The following is a 16,216-nucleotide window of genomic DNA, read 5'->3' on the forward strand; positions in this document are numbered from 1 at the left end:
CCGCTGGACGATTGCGCGCTCCTTGGCCGAGGCGCGGGGCCGCCACCGCTGCACCGTCTTGTCCGACGGGTCCGTCCTCGTGAGCGGTGGGACGAGTTCGACGGCCGCGCCGGTAGCCGGCGGGGAGCTGCCGTCGGCGGAGCTCCTCGACCCCGTCGAATCGACCGTCGGGGTTGCCTATGTCGAGGTTTTCCGCCGTCTCGTGACCCATCTGCAAGAGGACCGCCGCGAGATCGCCCTCGGCGGCGCGGACACGACCGTCCACCTGCGCACCGTTGCACAGGTTAGGGTCGCCGCTGTTCCGACGAACCACGTCCCCGCGACGCTGGGATGCTCCAACGCCGCCGCGTACGTGCCGGGCGACGGCGCGGGCCGCCTGTCCACGATCACCACGCCATCGGTCGCGGCCACGAACCTGTGCGACGTGCCAGCCGACCGCACCTACTCCGGCCGAGACAACCGGCTGTACCGGGTGGAGATTCTTGACTCGGGGGAGATGCTCGGCGCTTTGGCGCCCGCCGGCCACTCGCTGGTGTCCGACGCCGCCGGCCCGGTCACCGTGCTGCACGTCGGCGCACTCGACCCGGCAGCAATCGCGGCGCTGCGGGTGGGCCGCTGGGACCTCGTCGCCGGGGACGGACCGTCCGCCGTCCGCGAGGCAGTCCGGATCTCGGGTGTCGATGCCTCGGGCACCGTGACGCTCGCCGCACAGACGCGCCATGCCTCCTACACTACGGCCGCGGGGGCCATGCTCGTTCCCGTCCGCGATGTCGCCAGACTCGCGGCGGCCGCGGCAGCCGGTGACGTCACGGTCACCGTCGTCCCGGGCGAGGGGCCGGACCCGGCCGAGGCCGCCTCGGGAGCTCTCTCCCGGCGTGGTTGGTTCCTGCGGACAGGGGCCGGCGCCGAACCGGTCTCGTTGCTGTCCTTCGACGCCGGCACCGGGACCGCGACCCTCGCCAGCCCGTTGCGCGAAGCCTACCCGGCAGGGGCGGAGCTCGTGCCCCGGGCGAGATACACGTGGTCTACCGAGAACGCATCGTTCGCCTCGGCGGTGACGTCCGTCGTCCGATCGGACCTCACCGCAGCGACGACGACAGTCCAGGTGGCGGGACTCGGGCCTGACCGATCGACGGCCCTGCGTGTGGGTGACTTGGTCGAGCTCGTGGGCGATGCAGACGAGCTTGGGCGCGGGCGGGGGCTGCTGTGCCGGATTGCCGCCGATCCGGACCCCGACACCCTGACCGTCACCCTCGACGCCGCGGATCCGCGGTTCACCCCCGACCGCACCGACGAGATCACGTCCGACCACCTCGTGCTACGTCGCTGGGATGGCATCGGCTACGTCGGGACGGACCCGGCCGACCTCGATGACGGGGTAAGGATCCGGTTCAGCGGGTACGACTTCCGCGCCACCTCGTACTGGTGGTTCACCGCCCGAGCGCGCGAGGCGCAGGTGGAGAAGCTGGACGCTGCACCCCCGAACGGCATCCAACGCCACCGAGCCCCCCTCGCGGTCCTCCACTGGAGCACCGACGTCTCGGGGACGGTCACGCTCGATCGGGTCACCGACTGCGTGCCCGTCTTTGACCCCCTGACCGACCTCCAGGCTCGTCATGTCCAATACGACGACTCGGCGACCGGCCTCGGGGCGGATAACGTGCAGGGGGCGATTGAGGCGCTCGCCCCTCAGCTTCTGCCGCGGGTGGACCGGGGCGGGATCAGCTGGGCGAACGACCGGCCCCTGCCGGTGGCCTCGCTCAACGCGGGCCTCACAGTCCGGTTCACGGAGTCGCTGGAACCTGCCACCCTGACTGACCGGACCGTGGAGGTGTGGCTCCACGTTCCCGACGAAACCGACCCGTTCATCCACGCGGTCCGGCTCCCCGGAATCGTCGCTCCCGGGGTGGCCAGCATCGCGCCGGGCGCGGTCTCGGTGACATTCCGGCCGCGCACACCCGTCGACCCACTGCGGGTCGGTGCGTGGCAGGACCGACTTCGCGTGATCGACGATCCCGCCTCCCAAGGAGTCCGCGCCGTGGTAGTGCTCCGTGCCGCGAAGATCCTCGACGCCTCCGGGACGCGCCCGCTGGACGGCGAGGCCTTCGCTCGCCTCACGACGGAGGGGTATGGCACCGTCACCGATCTGCGCTTGCCGTCGGGCGACGGGCGGCCCGGCAGTGACTTCGAAAGCTGGTTCTTTCTCACCGGAGCGGCCGCACCGGTGCGCGTCGCGACGGTCGACCCACCCACCGGGTCCCGCCTCGACGGCCCACCAGCGGCCCTCCACGTCATGTTCACCCGCGACGTCCGCCGGACGAGCCTGACGGCTGCCGCCGTCTCGGTGACAGGGCCCGAGGGCGGGGTGTTGCCCGGCACGGTCGCCCCATTCCCGTTCACGCCCGGCGCGGACGCCGTTTCCGGCCTCACACTGACGCCGTCTTCAGCGGCGGATTGGTCGGTGCCGGGCATGTACACGCTGCGCCTCTCAGCCTCGATCGTCGACTTGGACGGCGGAGCCCTGGACGGCGTCGGCAACGGCACGCCCAGCGACTTCGTCTCGACGTTCTTCCTCGACCCCTTCGAGCCGGGACCGGTGAGAGTTCTCGAAATCGAACCCGCCGATTCCCAGACGTTGCAGGAGTTCCCCGACGTCATCCGCGTGCGCTTCACCCGCCCGATACGCCCGGAGACGCTCGACTCCCAGACCGTCAACGTCATCCAGGCGCCCCTGGAGGACCCCGTAGGATTCGCGGACGTGCCCGGCACGATCACCCTCGTCACGTCACCGACCAGCCCGCCGCGTGTCGTCGGGTTCACCTTCGCCCCGACAGACAGGTCGCAGCTGAACTTCCCAGGCCTGTTCGGGGTCCGGCTGCGGGGCACGGGCAGCGTCGCAATCCGCGACTTCGACGGGAACGCCCTCGACGGCGAGTCCTCTGGCGGCCCGAGCGACTTCCGGTCCTTCTTCGAGGTCGGGAGCGTGCCGTGATCGTCACGACCAAGGCGACCGGTGTCGCCGCCCGCGGGCGGTCTCCGCTCGTCGGGCTCCTCGATCCGGCCGGTGATCGGTATCTTCGGGGGTGCCTCGTTGCCCTGCGCGAACGGCTCGGCGCCGACCTTGTCGGTGTCTACTTGTACGGCTCGGCAGTCATCGGCGAGTACTATCCCAGGCGCAGCGATCTCGACGTCGTCGCCATCGTCACGCGGCCGCTACCCGCATCGCGCGCGCTGTGGGTGGCGGCAGGCATTTCCGCGGTGGCCAAGCCCTGGGCAGCGAAGGGCATTGACCTGGCCGTCGTGACCGCCGACGTGGCGGGCTCCCCTTCCCGCAGCCCCCGATTCGAGCTCCGGATGCTGGCGTTCTACGGGCCACCCCAGGCAGGCGACGCCGTGCCCGGGGGGGACCCGCGTTTGGTCATGACCTTGGCCTGCTGCCTTGATCACGGGATCGCAGTATCGGGGCCGCCCGCGGCGCAGGTATTCGGGCCAGTGCCGCGGGAGGCCTATCTGTCGGAGCTGCGTGCTGAGCTCGGGAAGCGATGGCTGTCCTCGCACTACCGGGTCCTCAATGCCTGCCGTGACTGGCGTTACATCGAGGAAAGCGTGATCTGCTCCAAGGTCGACGGAGGGCGGTGGGCCCGCGGTCGCCTCGCCGATCCATGGGTCGTCGACGCCGCCTTGGAGTGGCAGGTGCGAGGCGACGGGCCGGTGCTTGACGTTGGGGAGATCGAGATCTTCCTAGCGCGGGTCGTGGCCATGCTGGAGGCGGCATAATGGCTACGGCCTCCAGAGTGACGGAGGTCGCCGCCCGACTCGCCGCACTCCCGGCCTGGCTCGCAGCCGGGGCGTCGGACGACGCCGGGCCGCTGGTGTCGGCGGTCCTCGTGGCCGGTCCCGACCCCGAGGCCACGGCGCGGTCCATGGCCCTCTTCGCAGCGCAGGACCACGTCTCACGCGAACTCGTCGTCGTGCTGACGGACGGCGGCGGGCTCCCCGACGTCTCCGTCCCCGTCCCCGTCGTCCCCGTGGTCGTGGAATCCGGCCTCGGCGCGGGAGTCGCACGCGACCGGGGCTGCGCCGCCTCGCGCGGCGACCTCCTCGCGCTGTGGGAGGTTGACGCCTGGTATTCTGCCTGGCGGCTACGCTACCAGTCACAGGAGCTCCGTCGCACCGGATTGCCGGTGTCCGTTGCCGCATCCTCGTTGGTCTGGGACCCAGAAGCGGGCGAGGGCTGGGCCGGCAACGCGGACCCGTACGCGCTGCCGCCGCGGGTGTTCGCGGCGACGGCCTGCCTCGCGCGGACTGAGTGGGTCGCGCGGCCTTTCGCCGGGCGCGGTATGCACCGCGCGGACGGCGGGAATGGTCCACTACTCATGGACATGCCCTCGACGCCGCGCCACGTGCCGCACGGCTCTCACCCGGCGGTCATCGTCCGCCCGGGCGCCTACCGGCCCGAGGTTGCCCAGAATGGCTATCCGCCGGGGACGATCGAACTAGTCCTCGCCGCCGGTGCGGGTACGGGGAGGGACGCGGTCGCCGGTCCCGGCGAGGGTACCGCCAAGGTCGCCTTTTCCGGCACCGACGAGGGCCCGGCCGCTGCGGCTATGGTTGTCGGCCGGGGCGGGCACAGCGAGGGAACCGGCCCGTGGACAGCACTACCTCTCGTGTCCTGCGTCATGCCGACATTCAACCGGCGCCGGTTCATCCAGCAGACCGTCCGCCTCCTCGCCCGCCAGGACTACCCCCACCTCGAACTCGTCGTCGTCGACGACGGGACTGAGCCGGTCGAAGACCTGCTCAGCGGGTTTCCACGCGTGAAGTACGTGCGGCTGGGAGAGCGGGCGACGATCGGCCGGAAACGGGACATCGCCGTCGAAGCCGCGAGCGGCGAGATCGTCGTCCAGTGGGACGACGATGACTGGTACGGGCCCCACCGGGTGAGCCGCCAAGTCATGGAGATTATCCGCGGCCGCGTCGACGTCACCGGTATCGGCATCAACCTCCTGCTAGACGTCCAGAGCATGCGGTTCTGGTCCGTGCGCGAGGACGAGGCCGACGCGCCGCACTTCGCCCCGTCCGACATCCTTGCCGCCGGCACCCTCTCGTTCCCGACCGAGCTCTGGCGCCGCGCAGGCGGCTACCCGGACCTGTCGATCGGCGAGGACGTCGGCATCGTCCAACGGTTCGCCGACGCTGGCGCGCGGGTCGCCGCCATCAGCAACCGGGCCGCCTACGTCTACGTGCGGCACGGCCGCAACTCCTGGCGCTTCGACTTCGAACCCGCAAATGGTCCCCCGGCGTGGCATCCGGCCCAGGCACCGCCAGCCATGTCGGCAGGAGACCTCGCCTTCTACGCATCGCTCACCCCGGGGGGTGCCTTGTGAGGAACCTGCAGACCAGCTCAGTGCCGCTCGTATCCTGCCTGATGCCGACCCAGGACCGGCGGCCGTTCGTCGCCCGGGCCGTTGAGATGTTCCTGGGCCAGGACCACCCGGAGCTCGAGCTCGTCGTCGTCGACGACGGCACCGACCCGATCGGAGACCTCCTGCACGGCGACCACCGCCTGCGGTATGTCCGGCTCACGGGGCGTCGCTCCATTGGCACCAAGCGCAACATCGCTGCCCAGCACGCCCGAGGAGAGATCATCGTGCACTGGGACGACGACGACTGGCACGGCCCCGGACGGGTATCGGCACAGGTGGCGCCCATCCTCGACGGGACAGCCGACATCACCGGCCTCGGCAACCCGCCGTTCGTCGATGTCCGGACTGGTTGGTTCTGGGCGTGCGACGTACCCGGCGACTACATCCTGTTCGACGGACTCGTGCTCGGCGGAACCCTCGCCTTCCGCCGGTCCTGGTGGCTGCTCAGCGGCGGATACCCGGATACCTCAATCGGCGAGGACATCCAATTCCTACGGGCGGCTATGGCCCGTCATGCCCGTCTCGCGGCCGTGACCGAGGACCACCACTACGTCTGCGTGCGCCATCCCGGCAACACTTGGCACTTCGACGGCGGCCACATCGAGCTGTTGTCCGGGTGGCGACGGATCCCCGCCCCGGCGTTCCTGCCAGAAGCCGACCGTCAGTTCTACGCCGCACCGACGGGACTGGGTGCGGCGGTGGTCGGGGGGCAGGGCCGATGACGACCCCGGCAGGCCCGGTCGGCGTGCCACCCTCGCGGTCGCCCAGAACGGGAGGACCTGGATCCCGCCAGGGCCCGGCGTCACGATTGCCGACCACCGAACGCGGCCGCGCGGATGAGGGCCCGGCGTCGCAGGTGGCGGCGCTGCTGGCCGCCGCTCCATCGCCGGGTGCAGGCGAAGCCGCGACCGAGCGCCACGCGGATGCCGTGGCGGAGGCGCTAGGGCCGGTCATCCAAGACGCGCTGCTTCGCGGGCCCCCCACCGGTGCCGTGGAGAGGACCGGCGGTCTGCCCGCACACGGCGCTCGCCCGCCCGACGGGCACTCCTCCGACCAGGCCGTCATCGCGGGTATCGGCGTGCCGGGCGACCCGCTGCCCGCTGCGCTCATCGCCGCACTCGGCACGCTGCTCCGGGTCGATCTCAGATCCGTCCGGCTGCACGAGGGAGCGATGGCCGAGGGCAGCACCCAAGCCCTCGGAGCACGGGCCTACGCGTTTGGCCCGCACGTCGTGCTCGGCGGGACGTGGCAGGGGCTCGGCACTGCCTCGGGTCGCCAACTGCTCGCTCACGAGCTGGCTCACATCGCCGTTCAGACCCACCAGGGGACCGCCCGCGTGCAGCGGGTCGAGTTCCCGGCCCAGACGGTACCCGCCCGGCCAGCGTTCGACACGCTGTACACCGGCGAGGACCCCGCGACGGTGATCGGTCAGCTCCCGGAGGTGTTCCGGGCGCTCAGGACGATCACGCTGGACGATGAGGCCGTCCAACTGGGCGTCTCGCCCCGTATCCTGCAGCCGTCAGAGTGCTTCCTCTACACCGAAAACTACATCGCCATCATCCGGGCGGATGGGACTGTCGGCGCCCTCATCGAGCAGGACACGAGCAACCCGGTCATGCTCAACGCGGCTCTGCTGCTGCTCCGCGAGCACCGCACCGGGCGGGTGTGGTTCGTCGGGCTGCGCGGTGACCTCATCGCGATCCAGTCTTTCCGCCGGTACGGGGGCATCCCGGAGCCGGCCCGGCCGGCGGGGGAGTCGGCGCTCGTCCTGTTCATGCCGGGCGTGCTAATGCCCCCGGAGCTGGCGAACTCCCTGCGGCGCCGCGCCCGAGGGGCCTCCGGTACGTCCGCCGAGGCCCCGGAATGGGCCCTGACTACCCTTGCCCGCCTGCGCCGACGTCGCGGGGGAGCCGGGAGCACCGGTGACGGGCCCGGCGCGGGAACCAAGGGCGCAGGAAGCGGCGGCGGCGGGATCGCCGATCGGGCAGGTGAGACGGTGACGGGCGACGGCACGGGCACCGGAACCGGCACCGGGCCGGGCAAAGGCACGGCGCCCACGCCCACGTCGCCCACGTCGCCCAAGCCGTCCCCGGCTCCCAGACCGGGCCGGCTGCGCGGCCCCGCCACGTACCGGGCTTCCGTATCCGCGTCGGGGGCGGCGCAGCTCCAGGTCACCATCGATCGTGCCACGACCACCGTGCCGTTGCGCGAGGGCGAGCCGGCCCCCTCGCTCGACGCACGCGTGGACGCGGCCGAACGGGCACTCCAGGAATCGCGCGACCCGAGCTCACAGGCGAACCAGCAGGTGGCGAATCCTGCGGCCGCAACGGGATTCACCCCACCGCCTCCCGGTTCCAATGCCTCCGCCCTCCCCCCGGAGCAAGCCGCCGAGCAGGCGCGCGGATCCGGAACTGCCGTGACACCCGGGGAGCACGTGCCCGGCGGCCGCTCCGGGGCGAACGCTCCGCCATACCCGTCAACGATCCGCATGGGTGGTGTCGCACCCGAGGACCCGGCGGTGACCGCCTCCGGTGCCACCAACCGGTTCACCATGAACCTGGACTACGCCGCCAGATCTCTCTCCTCCAACGACGAGGTGTTCAATCGGATGCAGCCGGTCCAGTACTACTGGGAGCTCATCGACGTCACCAAGCTGACCCGGGGCCGTGACGTCACGTCGGGCGAGGCGCGTACCCTCGCGGACAAGACGAACGTCGGCGAGGGCGAGGCCCAGTCCGCCTTCAGCGGCGCCGGGGCCGATCTCTCGCGCACGGCCGAGGACGTCGCGGTCGACCAGCAGCGCGACCTTGACATGATGGCCGAGGAGGACTGGCCCTGGGCGGCCCGGGCCGGCTACCTCATGGTGATCGGGCTGTCGAACAGCGTGCGGCTGCTCGGCTCGATCGTCAGCAGCTTCATCGACGTCGTCACCCAGCCGCTCAACGAGCGGTCCATCGGCTTCGACCGTGAGGGAGACTTCATCGTCCGCTGCGTCGCCAGTCCCCAGTGGTCCGACGAGGCTGTGGCGGACCCGGACCACCACGTACTGCGCGCCTCGAGCGTCGCGGTCCGCCCCGTCCGGGTCGCGAATATCGAGACACTCGCCAGCCAGGGAGCCGACCTGGAGGCGACAAACCTCGTCCAGGCCAGGGCGGAGCTGGTTGCAGCCGAGGCCTCCCGCAACGCCCGGCGCATCGCCGCGGCGCGGGAGAAGGTCCGGGGCCTGGAGGTGTCGGGCCGTTTGGGCGGGTTCGACATGTTCACCCGCACTGCCGACGGTCTGCGCAGGGTCATCACGGTGGCCCAGCAGCTGCAGGGGCACCTCACGGCGCGCGCCCCCGACTCGGCGCTGTCGCGCGACGAGGTATTCCTCCACCTCCAGTTGCTGAGCACCGGGCAGTCGGTCCAAGAGTTCCTCGAGCTGAAGCGCCGCCAGCTTGTCCAATTCGCGGGCGAGGGCGGCGAGCACGAGGCGTGGGTGCGCAAGCAGCACGCCTCGTTCCGGGCGGTCGACGGCATCATGGATTTCCGTCCGCGTCTGGTGCTGGCCAGCCGCGAGACCGGCCAGGTGACACCCGTTAACACGATGCTCGGCGAGCTGGCGGACTCGCGCCCGGGCGCCCGCCGATGGGGGCTGGTCGACGTCACATCCTCTGGTAGCCGGGATCTCTACGTCGGTCGCGGGTCGGCCGCCGGGCATGAGGGTCACGTGCAGGCGATCCGGGACGCGTTCCGCGACTTCGCCGAGAACGCCGGCTACGGGCGCGGCACCCTGGCTATCCGACTTCCCGAGGAGCTGACCAACGCGCTTGGCGCACCGGTCCGCATCGATGCCACCATGGTGTCGCGCCCCGGGGCATGGAAGCGGTTCACGCAGCGGCTGCAGGACCTCGCCACCGTCGCCGAGATCGCCGGGCTGTTCGCGACCGGCGGGCTCGGGCTCGCCGTCGGTGCGGTCGGGGGCATCGCCGGGGCAATCACTGCGATCGATTCGCTGGCGCGGCGCGCGAGGACCGGGCACGCGTGGGAAATCGGCACGGTGTTCGACGTCCTCGGGGTGATTGGGGGCGTCGCCGCGGTCGGGCAGCTGGGTACGTTCTCGGCACGTCAGATTGCCGAAGCTGGCAGTGCGGTGGGGCGCCTGCCGTCCTGGGTGACGCGCGTCGAGGCCGCGGAGAACGTCCTGCACGTGTACGGCATGGTCGGCAACGTCCAGCAGCTCGTCACGATCCCGATCCAGCTAGCGATCGAGTGGAACGAGATCGACAGGATGGAGGGCCTCACCGACGGGGAACGTGACTCCCTGCGAGCCCGCGCGCTGCTCGGGGCGATGAAGTCCGGAGCGGTCACGGTCGTGTCGATGGGCGGGGGCCTCACGTCCCACGAAGGTGGAACCACCCGTCTGGGCGGCGGAGAGCCGGAGGTGCTCCCCGCGGGGACCGGCGCCCGTGAGGCGGCCCAGCTCGCTGACGGGACCGGTCCGGCACGGCCCCCGCTGCGGCATCTCGAACCCGGCCTGGCCGGCGGCGAACAGGGACGTGCAACGGAGGGGGCCGGGGCGGCGCCGGGCCCCGCGTCCGGCGGGACCGATCAACTCGCAGGAGGTTCCAGTGCGACCGTCGCGCATGCCGAGGCACAACCGGTTTCTGACCTCGTCGCGCAGGCCCGCGAGCTCGCAGCCCGTCGCTTAACCGAGGCCCGCCGCGGCGCTGCCAGCACGGACGCGGCTGCCGCTAGCCCCACGGCCGACGAGTCGGGTCGGCGTGCCGCCGACGAGGGCGACGCCGCACGCACGGCGGCGGGGACCCCGCGCGATCCTGGTGGGGCCGTAGGCCGCGCGGCGGCAACCGAGGTCAACGCGGCCGAGCGTGACCTGTCCATCGAGATTCTCGGGTTCCGTCTCGGACGCAAACAGCCCTCCGGGCCGGTAGGTCCAAGCGCCAGTCCTCCGCGGCCAGGGCCGTTCGGTGCCAGGACCACGTCGGGCGAACAGGCGGTTGCCACCTATGACCAGGCCGTCGCTCACAGCAGGGGTGCGGAGGTTGGCTTGTTCTACAACGTGAACACCGGTGAGTTCGCCGTCCAGACAGGGACGGAGTTCTCCGTCCGCAGCCCGGCCGGCGACGGGTGGCGGGCCCTGGTCCACCTGCACCCCAACCCAGAGAACGTGGTCATCCGCCGCCTGCCGGCCCCGGCGGACATCTCGATGGCGGTCCGGGCGGCGTTCCGCAGCGGCAGCCACACCGAGTTCGTGCAGTCGACCCGGCCCAACGGTTCGACTGGCATCACCCGGGTAGAGGTGACGACGAACCCGCTTCGCATCGTCGTCGAGATGCCGGCGTCGGCCGGCGAACCGGCACGGCGCATCGAGGTCAGCTCGCCAGAGGCGTACGCGCGCGAGTACGGCGACCAGACGACGCACATGGACCCGTCGAGCCCGCTCTTCGAATGGGTGATCCGTGACCTGGACGAGTTCTACCGCGACCGGCGGGAGGACGCCGGGGCCGATCCCGCCACGGGAGAGGTGACCGGTGCCGGCGCGGCGCGGCCGGACACGGGTCCCGCGGCCGGGACCGGAGACCGCGCCGCCGAGGGCGGGCAGGCTGACGAGCGAACGGCCGCGGGCACCGTCCGCCCCCCACGGTCCGAACCGGGCGTCCGGCTCACCGGTCCGGACGCCCCGGCGCGGCTCGGCGAGGCAGGTGGCCTCGGTTCGGAGGTCCACGCGTGGGCCGAGCAGGTCCTCGCCGCCTGGACCGCGGGCCACACCTTGGAGGCGGGAAGGGGCGCACCGCTCCCGGTCGGGCACCGCGATGCGCCTGCCCTCGTTGCGCAGATGGATCGGCTGCAGGCGGCCATGGAGCGTTACCGCCGAAGCCGGGGATCGACCGCGCTCACCCTGGCCAGCGCGGTCGCGAACATGCGCCGCCAGGCAGCCCGCGCGACCGAACTGCTCAGGTCCAGTGCCTCCGCCTTCGAGGTCACGCCGCTGACCCCCGAAGTGCTGCCGCCCGGCGGCCCGCGGGTGCCCGGAGCGGTGGCGGAGCCCGGATCTGGTGCCGCCCTGGCCGATGCGGCACGGGCGCGATTGACGGCGCTGGGGCCCGTGACGTCGCCGTCGGCTCTGGAGATCTTCAAAGCCCTGCACATCTCCGGGCCGGAGTTCGTCGCCGAGGGCACTCTGCGGGAGTCACTGACGAGGGGCGAGATCCCGGATGTCGGGCTGCAGGGCTACACGCTCGGCGAGGGCGGCATCCGAGCCCTGGCCACCGACCCGCCCGGCTTGGCGGACAGGCTGGCCGATGTGGTCGCCGGGTGGGAGCGGGCGCACATGGTCGGGCCCGGCTTCGGGTCGGAGGAGTTCCTCGGCATTATGCTCGCGCCGTGGGGGGTGAACCAGGTGGCGCAGCGCCAAGGCATCGAGGCGTTCCTGCGCTGGGCGCGCGACAACGGCTACACCACCGATCCCTTCATCCGTGCCGCCGGGCGCCGCCTCGCGATCCCTCTGGAGGGCGGGGGGTACGACTACGTCGACGTCCTGACGTCGATCCACTACGAGATCCCGCGCGCCGGGGCCCTGGCCCTCACCTTCGACATCACAGTGCAGCCCGACGGCAGCTGGACGGTTGTCCACAACCTGCCCCCGGGCGCGCGCGGCGCGGACATCCCGCTGTCGGGCAGCCGCTGACCTCAGCCCAGTGCGGCCAAGGCGTCGAGCCAGGACCGGGTGAGGCGACGGGCGATCTCCTCATCGCCCTCGGTGGTGAAGTCCACGGTCATAGGGCGGGGCGACAGGACGGGTACCGAGAGGCTGGTACGGCGGGCCCCTAGTCGCACGAGATGGACTGGCGCCAGCTCTTCCAGCAGCGCCAGGGCCCGGCGGGTGATTGCCTCCACGCGGTGCGCGTGCTCATCCGGGGCATCGAACTCCACGGTCAGCCGGTCGACGCGCACGTCGAGTCCGCTCACGGCGGCGCAGCCCTGAGCATGACCTCGCGCCAGTAGGGTCCGAAGTCGGCCTCGGCCGGGACCCTGCCGTGCTTCTCGAGTTCGCGTCGCAGGCCGCTCAGCAGTCCGACCGTGCCGATCGGGCGCCCGGCCGCGGCGGCCTGGTACGCCGTGTGCAGCACGGCATTGCGGATCGAACCGCCCGCCAGCGGGAACGACGCGAGGCGGTCCCAGTCGACGTCGTCCTCAACCGGCGCGGCTGCCGGCAATTGGACCTGCCAGATGAGACGGCGCTCGGCGGCCGAGGGGAAGGGGAACTTCACCACGAAAGCCAGCCGGCGTAGGAAGGCCTCGTCGAGATGACGCTCCAGGTTTGTCGCTAGGACTACGAGGCCGTCGTGGGCCTCGATGCGCTGAAGCAGGTAGCTAATCTCGATGTTCGCATACCGGTCATGAGCATCCTTGACCTCGCTGCGCTTGCCGAATAGGGCGTCCGCCTCGTCGAAGAACAGCAGGCCATCCGTGTCCGCCGCGGCGGAGAAGATTCTGCTGAGGTTCTTCTCTGTCTCGCCGATGTACTTGCTGATTGCGGAGGCGAGGTCGACGGCGAATAGATCGAGGCCCAGCTGGGCGGCGACGATTTCGGCGGCGAGGGTCTTCCCCGTGCCTGGTGCGCCGCTGAACAGCGCGGCGATCCCGCGGCCCCGGGAGCGGCGTTCCCCGAACCCCCAGTCGGAGAGCACCCGGCGGCGGGCCCCCACCGCCGCAGCGAGCTCCGCCAACTGCTCCTTCTGCGCCGGGGGCAGGACCAGGTCGTCCCATGTGAGACGGGAGCGGATGCGGCGTGTGGCAGCACCCATCGCCGGTGCGCTGCCCTCGCGGGCCGCGGACTCGACGTCGCCGACCGTGACGGGCGATCCACGCAGCCGGGCGGACGCCACGGCCGCGGACACGACCGCCGGGATCTCGGTGGCACCGGCCCTGAATCTCGACGCGAAGGAGGAGGCCTCGGCTTCCCCGGCGTGGACGCCCGCCGCGGACAGCTCCGCTAACCAGTTGCTAGTGAGATCGCCGGTCCCGCTCTCGGGCAGGACGACTGTGATCCAAGGAACGCCCAAAGGGCCTCCGCGGCCGGTGACACCCTGCTCCGTGGAGACCAGCGTCAGCCAGCCCGTCCTGTCGATGACGTCGACGACCTCGGCGACCATGGCATCCACGTCGGTCCTTGGACGCTCGGGCGTCTCGCCACGGGAAGGTACCGGCTCGGGGAGGACGACCAGCAGGAGCGCCGGAGCGATCCGCGCTTGGAGGGTCGCTTCGCGGACTGCGTCCGCAAGCGATCCCGGTGCGGCTGGGTCGGCCCGGTCGACCGCGCCTTCAGCGACGGCAATGTCGAGGACAAGGAGAGGCAGTCCGAGCAGGCTCGCCGCCGCGTGCCCGGCGTCCACTCCCGTCTGCAACCGGCCGGTGAGGCATGCGACTAGCCGGGTACCCGCCGCGCCGGCGGCCCACGTACCGCCCGCGAGCAGCCGCGCCCCAGCCCGGACCAACGGCTCGGCCGCGGCCGTGATGTGATCTCCGAGAACATCAGGGCGGCGCGGCGCCATGACCCGCAGCCAAGGCCGATCGAGGAACGGCGCGTGCCCGACGAGGGCTGCGAGAGCGGCGTCGGTGAGTGCCAGCACCGACTGCCCGCCGTGCGGGTCGGGGATCGCCCGCAGGATGCCCGATCCCCGCAGTGGTGCCTGCGGCAGCAGCGCGAGGGCACCGCCGGCCCGCTCTGCCAGCCCACCGCCCAGCAGGTCAAGGGCCAGGGCCGTGCCGGGACGTCCCCCGCCGGAGACATCATGGAGGGCCGAGCACCATGCCGCCCACCTTCCGTCCAGCTCTACGCCCAGGCACAGGACGACGAGCGTCACCTCCCATGGGGAGAGCTCGGCCGCTCGAGCCAGCCGGGCTAGGGGCAACCGGACCCACGAGGCGGTCGCGGTTACGCGCTCGTCGAGGGCCGACCGTAGCTCCGCCAGGACCGGGCCGAGTTCTTTCCCTCGTTCATCGGACAGTCCGGGTGCCGCACCGAGGCTGTTGAGCGCGTGCTCCAACAGGACGAACTCCGCACGCAGGTGCTCCCAGTGGTCCGAGAACCCGCGCACAGACGCCGGCGTCGCTGTCTCGTCGGCGTCTGCGTCCATCTGCATGTCTGCACCCATGTCCACGTCACACGGTCAGGGTGAGGGTGTCGGAGCGACCGCCGTCAATGTTGACCTCGACCTTGTGCGTCCCCGGGGGGAGAGGACTGGCGAACTGGAGGACCAGCTCGGCTGCGTCAAGGTGCTCGCCGAGGGAGTGCTCGGCGCCGTCCAGTCGTACGCGCACGTCGTGTCCGTCCAGCCGATCGCCGCGAAGGACGAGCCGCCCCTGTGCGATCTCGTACGATGAGCCGCCACCTCCGGAGAAGCCCCGGAGCAGCGGTGCGACGACTAGCGAGCGCGGGTTAGAGAGTCCGCCTGAGGCGAGCTCGGCGCGGACCTCGTACCGACCGTTGACCAAGCCCGTCCCGGGAGCGAGGTTGGAAACAGCCGCCGTAACTGCCGAGACGGTGACGCGTTCAGCATCGCTGCGGGCCGGGTCCGCCGCTGCGGACCACGTGACGGTCGCCTCCGGCCGGTTTCCGACGACGGGCGAGGCGACGAGCCGTGTGGCGGTTGAGAGGCCTGAGCCCGTGAGGACGACGTCGGTCGCCGAGGCGAATGTCCCGCGCACCGGCGAGAGGCCGGCCGCCCAAGGATCGATCCGGAAAGCCTCGGGCGCACTGCTGCGTCCGCTCACCGTCACGACGACGTCGGCGTCGGGCCCCCGGCGCAGGGACTGAGGAAGGGCGGCGACGATCGTCCCAAAAGTCGCCGGAACCGCCGGGGCTGCGGTGGCCCCGGCGACTGTCACAACCGGCGCAGTGCCCTCCGTGGCGAGCCCGGTCCCCGTGATCGTGATACTCGTGGGCGTCACCGAACCGGCGACGAGCGCGGCGAGCGGCGCGGTGACCGGCTCGAGCCCGGTGATGGTCGGCCGTATGACGGCGGCCACATCGACCCGCACGGCGACGGCCGGGGGCGCGATCGGGGACGTCCCTGTGCCTCCGAGCCGGACGAGAGAGAGCTGGTAGGCGACGGACAGCCGGAACGGCTTGCCGATGGTGCTCCAGATCCTCGACAGTTCCTCGACTGTGATCGGATGGAGTCTGGCTGTGAGGTCGCCGAAGGCGTCCCGCAGAACCGACGGCACATCCGTATCGGAGTCGAAGCCAGGGACATGGGCGCGGGTGAGGACGGGAGCATCGTGGAGGGCGAGCATCGCCTCGCCGAGGGCGGCATGGGCTTCGTCCGTCTCGTCGTCGGCCGTGGGCGTGGGACCGAAGGGCGTCAGGAGATAGTAGAGGTCCAGCGACAGCGCCGGTACCTGCTCTGGCGCCCCGTCCATGGAATCGCCGGGGGGTGCGGCGTTCTTCAGGTATGGGCTCTCCGTGGTTTGGTAGAGATACAAGTTGACGCCGCTGCCGACCGTCGGCGGGTCCTCGCCGGGCGGGAGTAGCGTGACAGAGCGCGCGGCGGACATGACCGCAGTGAGGTAGGCCCGCAGTGTTCGGGTAGCCGCTGAGATCGCCTGCGCGCTCACGTTATCTCCCGAACCGGACTCGATCGAAGGGGGAAATGCCAAGCGGAGACGCGGAGAGGGCGGGCCGCGGTGCAGGCCGATGCGTCCCCGCCCCGTCCGAGGGAGACACGGGGACCACAGCCGGGCGGTGGACGACGGTGACCTCTAGCCGACCGATGTGGACCGAGATG

General features: G+C 71.4%; 8 protein-coding genes. 5 read left to right on the top strand and 3 right to left on the bottom strand.

Going from position 1 to position 16,216, the window contains the following annotated elements:
• The first annotated feature begins 79 nt into the window (after positions 1 to 79).
• The 5 genes from AC3IT0_RS09030 to AC3IT0_RS09050 all read left to right on the top strand — a co-directional run bounded on the left by AC3IT0_RS09030 (position 80) and on the right by AC3IT0_RS09050 (position 12,114).
• Positions 80 to 2,992 carry a DUF6519 domain-containing protein gene (locus AC3IT0_RS09030; protein ID WP_489323757.1) on the top strand — a complete coding sequence of 971 codons (2,913 nt, stop codon included), beginning with the start codon at positions 80 to 82 and terminating at the stop codon, positions 2,990 to 2,992.
• Positions 2,989 to 3,777 (top strand): aminoglycoside adenylyltransferase domain-containing protein, encoded by a 789-nt coding sequence (locus AC3IT0_RS09035; RefSeq protein ID WP_489323375.1) that lies wholly within the window; start codon positions 2,989 to 2,991, stop codon positions 3,775 to 3,777. The genes AC3IT0_RS09030 and AC3IT0_RS09035 overlap by 4 nt, the downstream gene beginning before the upstream one ends.
• The gene (locus AC3IT0_RS09040) at positions 3,777 to 5,387 is read left to right on the top strand and encodes a glycosyltransferase family 2 protein (protein ID WP_489323376.1); all 1,611 of its coding nucleotides are present in this window, start codon (positions 3,777 to 3,779) and stop codon (positions 5,385 to 5,387) included. Before AC3IT0_RS09035 ends, AC3IT0_RS09040 begins: the two co-directional genes overlap by 1 nt.
• Positions 5,388 to 5,428: 41 nt before the next feature.
• Entirely contained in the window at positions 5,429 to 6,148 is a 720-nt protein-coding gene (locus AC3IT0_RS09045; RefSeq protein ID WP_489323377.1) for a glycosyltransferase family 2 protein, read from the top strand.
• Positions 6,149 to 6,234: 86 nt separating this feature from the next.
• Positions 6,235 to 12,114 (top strand): polymorphic toxin type 4 domain-containing protein, encoded by a 5,880-nt coding sequence (locus tag AC3IT0_RS09050; protein WP_489323378.1) that lies wholly within the window; start codon positions 6,235 to 6,237, stop codon positions 12,112 to 12,114.
• 2 nt (positions 12,115 to 12,116) lie between these two features.
• Here AC3IT0_RS09050 and AC3IT0_RS09055 read toward each other — a convergent pair whose 3' ends face one another.
• Genes AC3IT0_RS09055 through AC3IT0_RS09065 form a run of 3 tightly spaced genes read right to left on the bottom strand, consistent with a single transcriptional unit; the run spans position 12,117 to position 16,046 of the window.
• Positions 12,117 to 12,395: a hypothetical protein gene (locus AC3IT0_RS09055; protein WP_489323379.1), complete on the bottom strand. Its 279-nt coding sequence runs from the start codon at positions 12,393 to 12,395 to the stop codon at positions 12,117 to 12,119.
• Entirely contained in the window at positions 12,392 to 14,572 is a 2,181-nt protein-coding gene (locus tag AC3IT0_RS09060) for an ATP-binding protein (protein WP_489323380.1), read from the bottom strand. Before AC3IT0_RS09060 ends, AC3IT0_RS09055 begins: the two co-directional genes overlap by 4 nt.
• A 19-nt stretch (positions 14,573 to 14,591) precedes the next feature.
• Positions 14,592 to 16,046, bottom strand: coding sequence for a Pvc16 family protein (locus AC3IT0_RS09065; RefSeq protein WP_489323381.1), 1,455 nt, complete (start codon positions 16,044 to 16,046; stop codon positions 14,592 to 14,594).
• Between the last annotated feature and the right edge of the window lie 170 nt (positions 16,047 to 16,216).

Source organism: Pseudarthrobacter sp. KH_020_B (assembly GCF_057840185.1).

Bases quoted from the DNA above. Each gene is read 5' to 3' on its own strand.
- AC3IT0_RS09040 (WP_489323376.1), top strand. From the start codon at position 3,777: ATGGCTACGGCCTCCAGAGTGACGGAGGTCGCCGCCCGACTCGCCGCA.
- AC3IT0_RS09045 (WP_489323377.1), top strand. From the start codon at position 5,429: ATGCCGACCCAGGACCGGCGGCCGTTCGTCGCCCGGGCCGTTGAGATG.
- AC3IT0_RS09060 (WP_489323380.1), bottom strand. From the start codon at position 14,572: ATGCAGATGGACGCAGACGCCGACGAGACAGCGACGCCGGCGTCTGTG.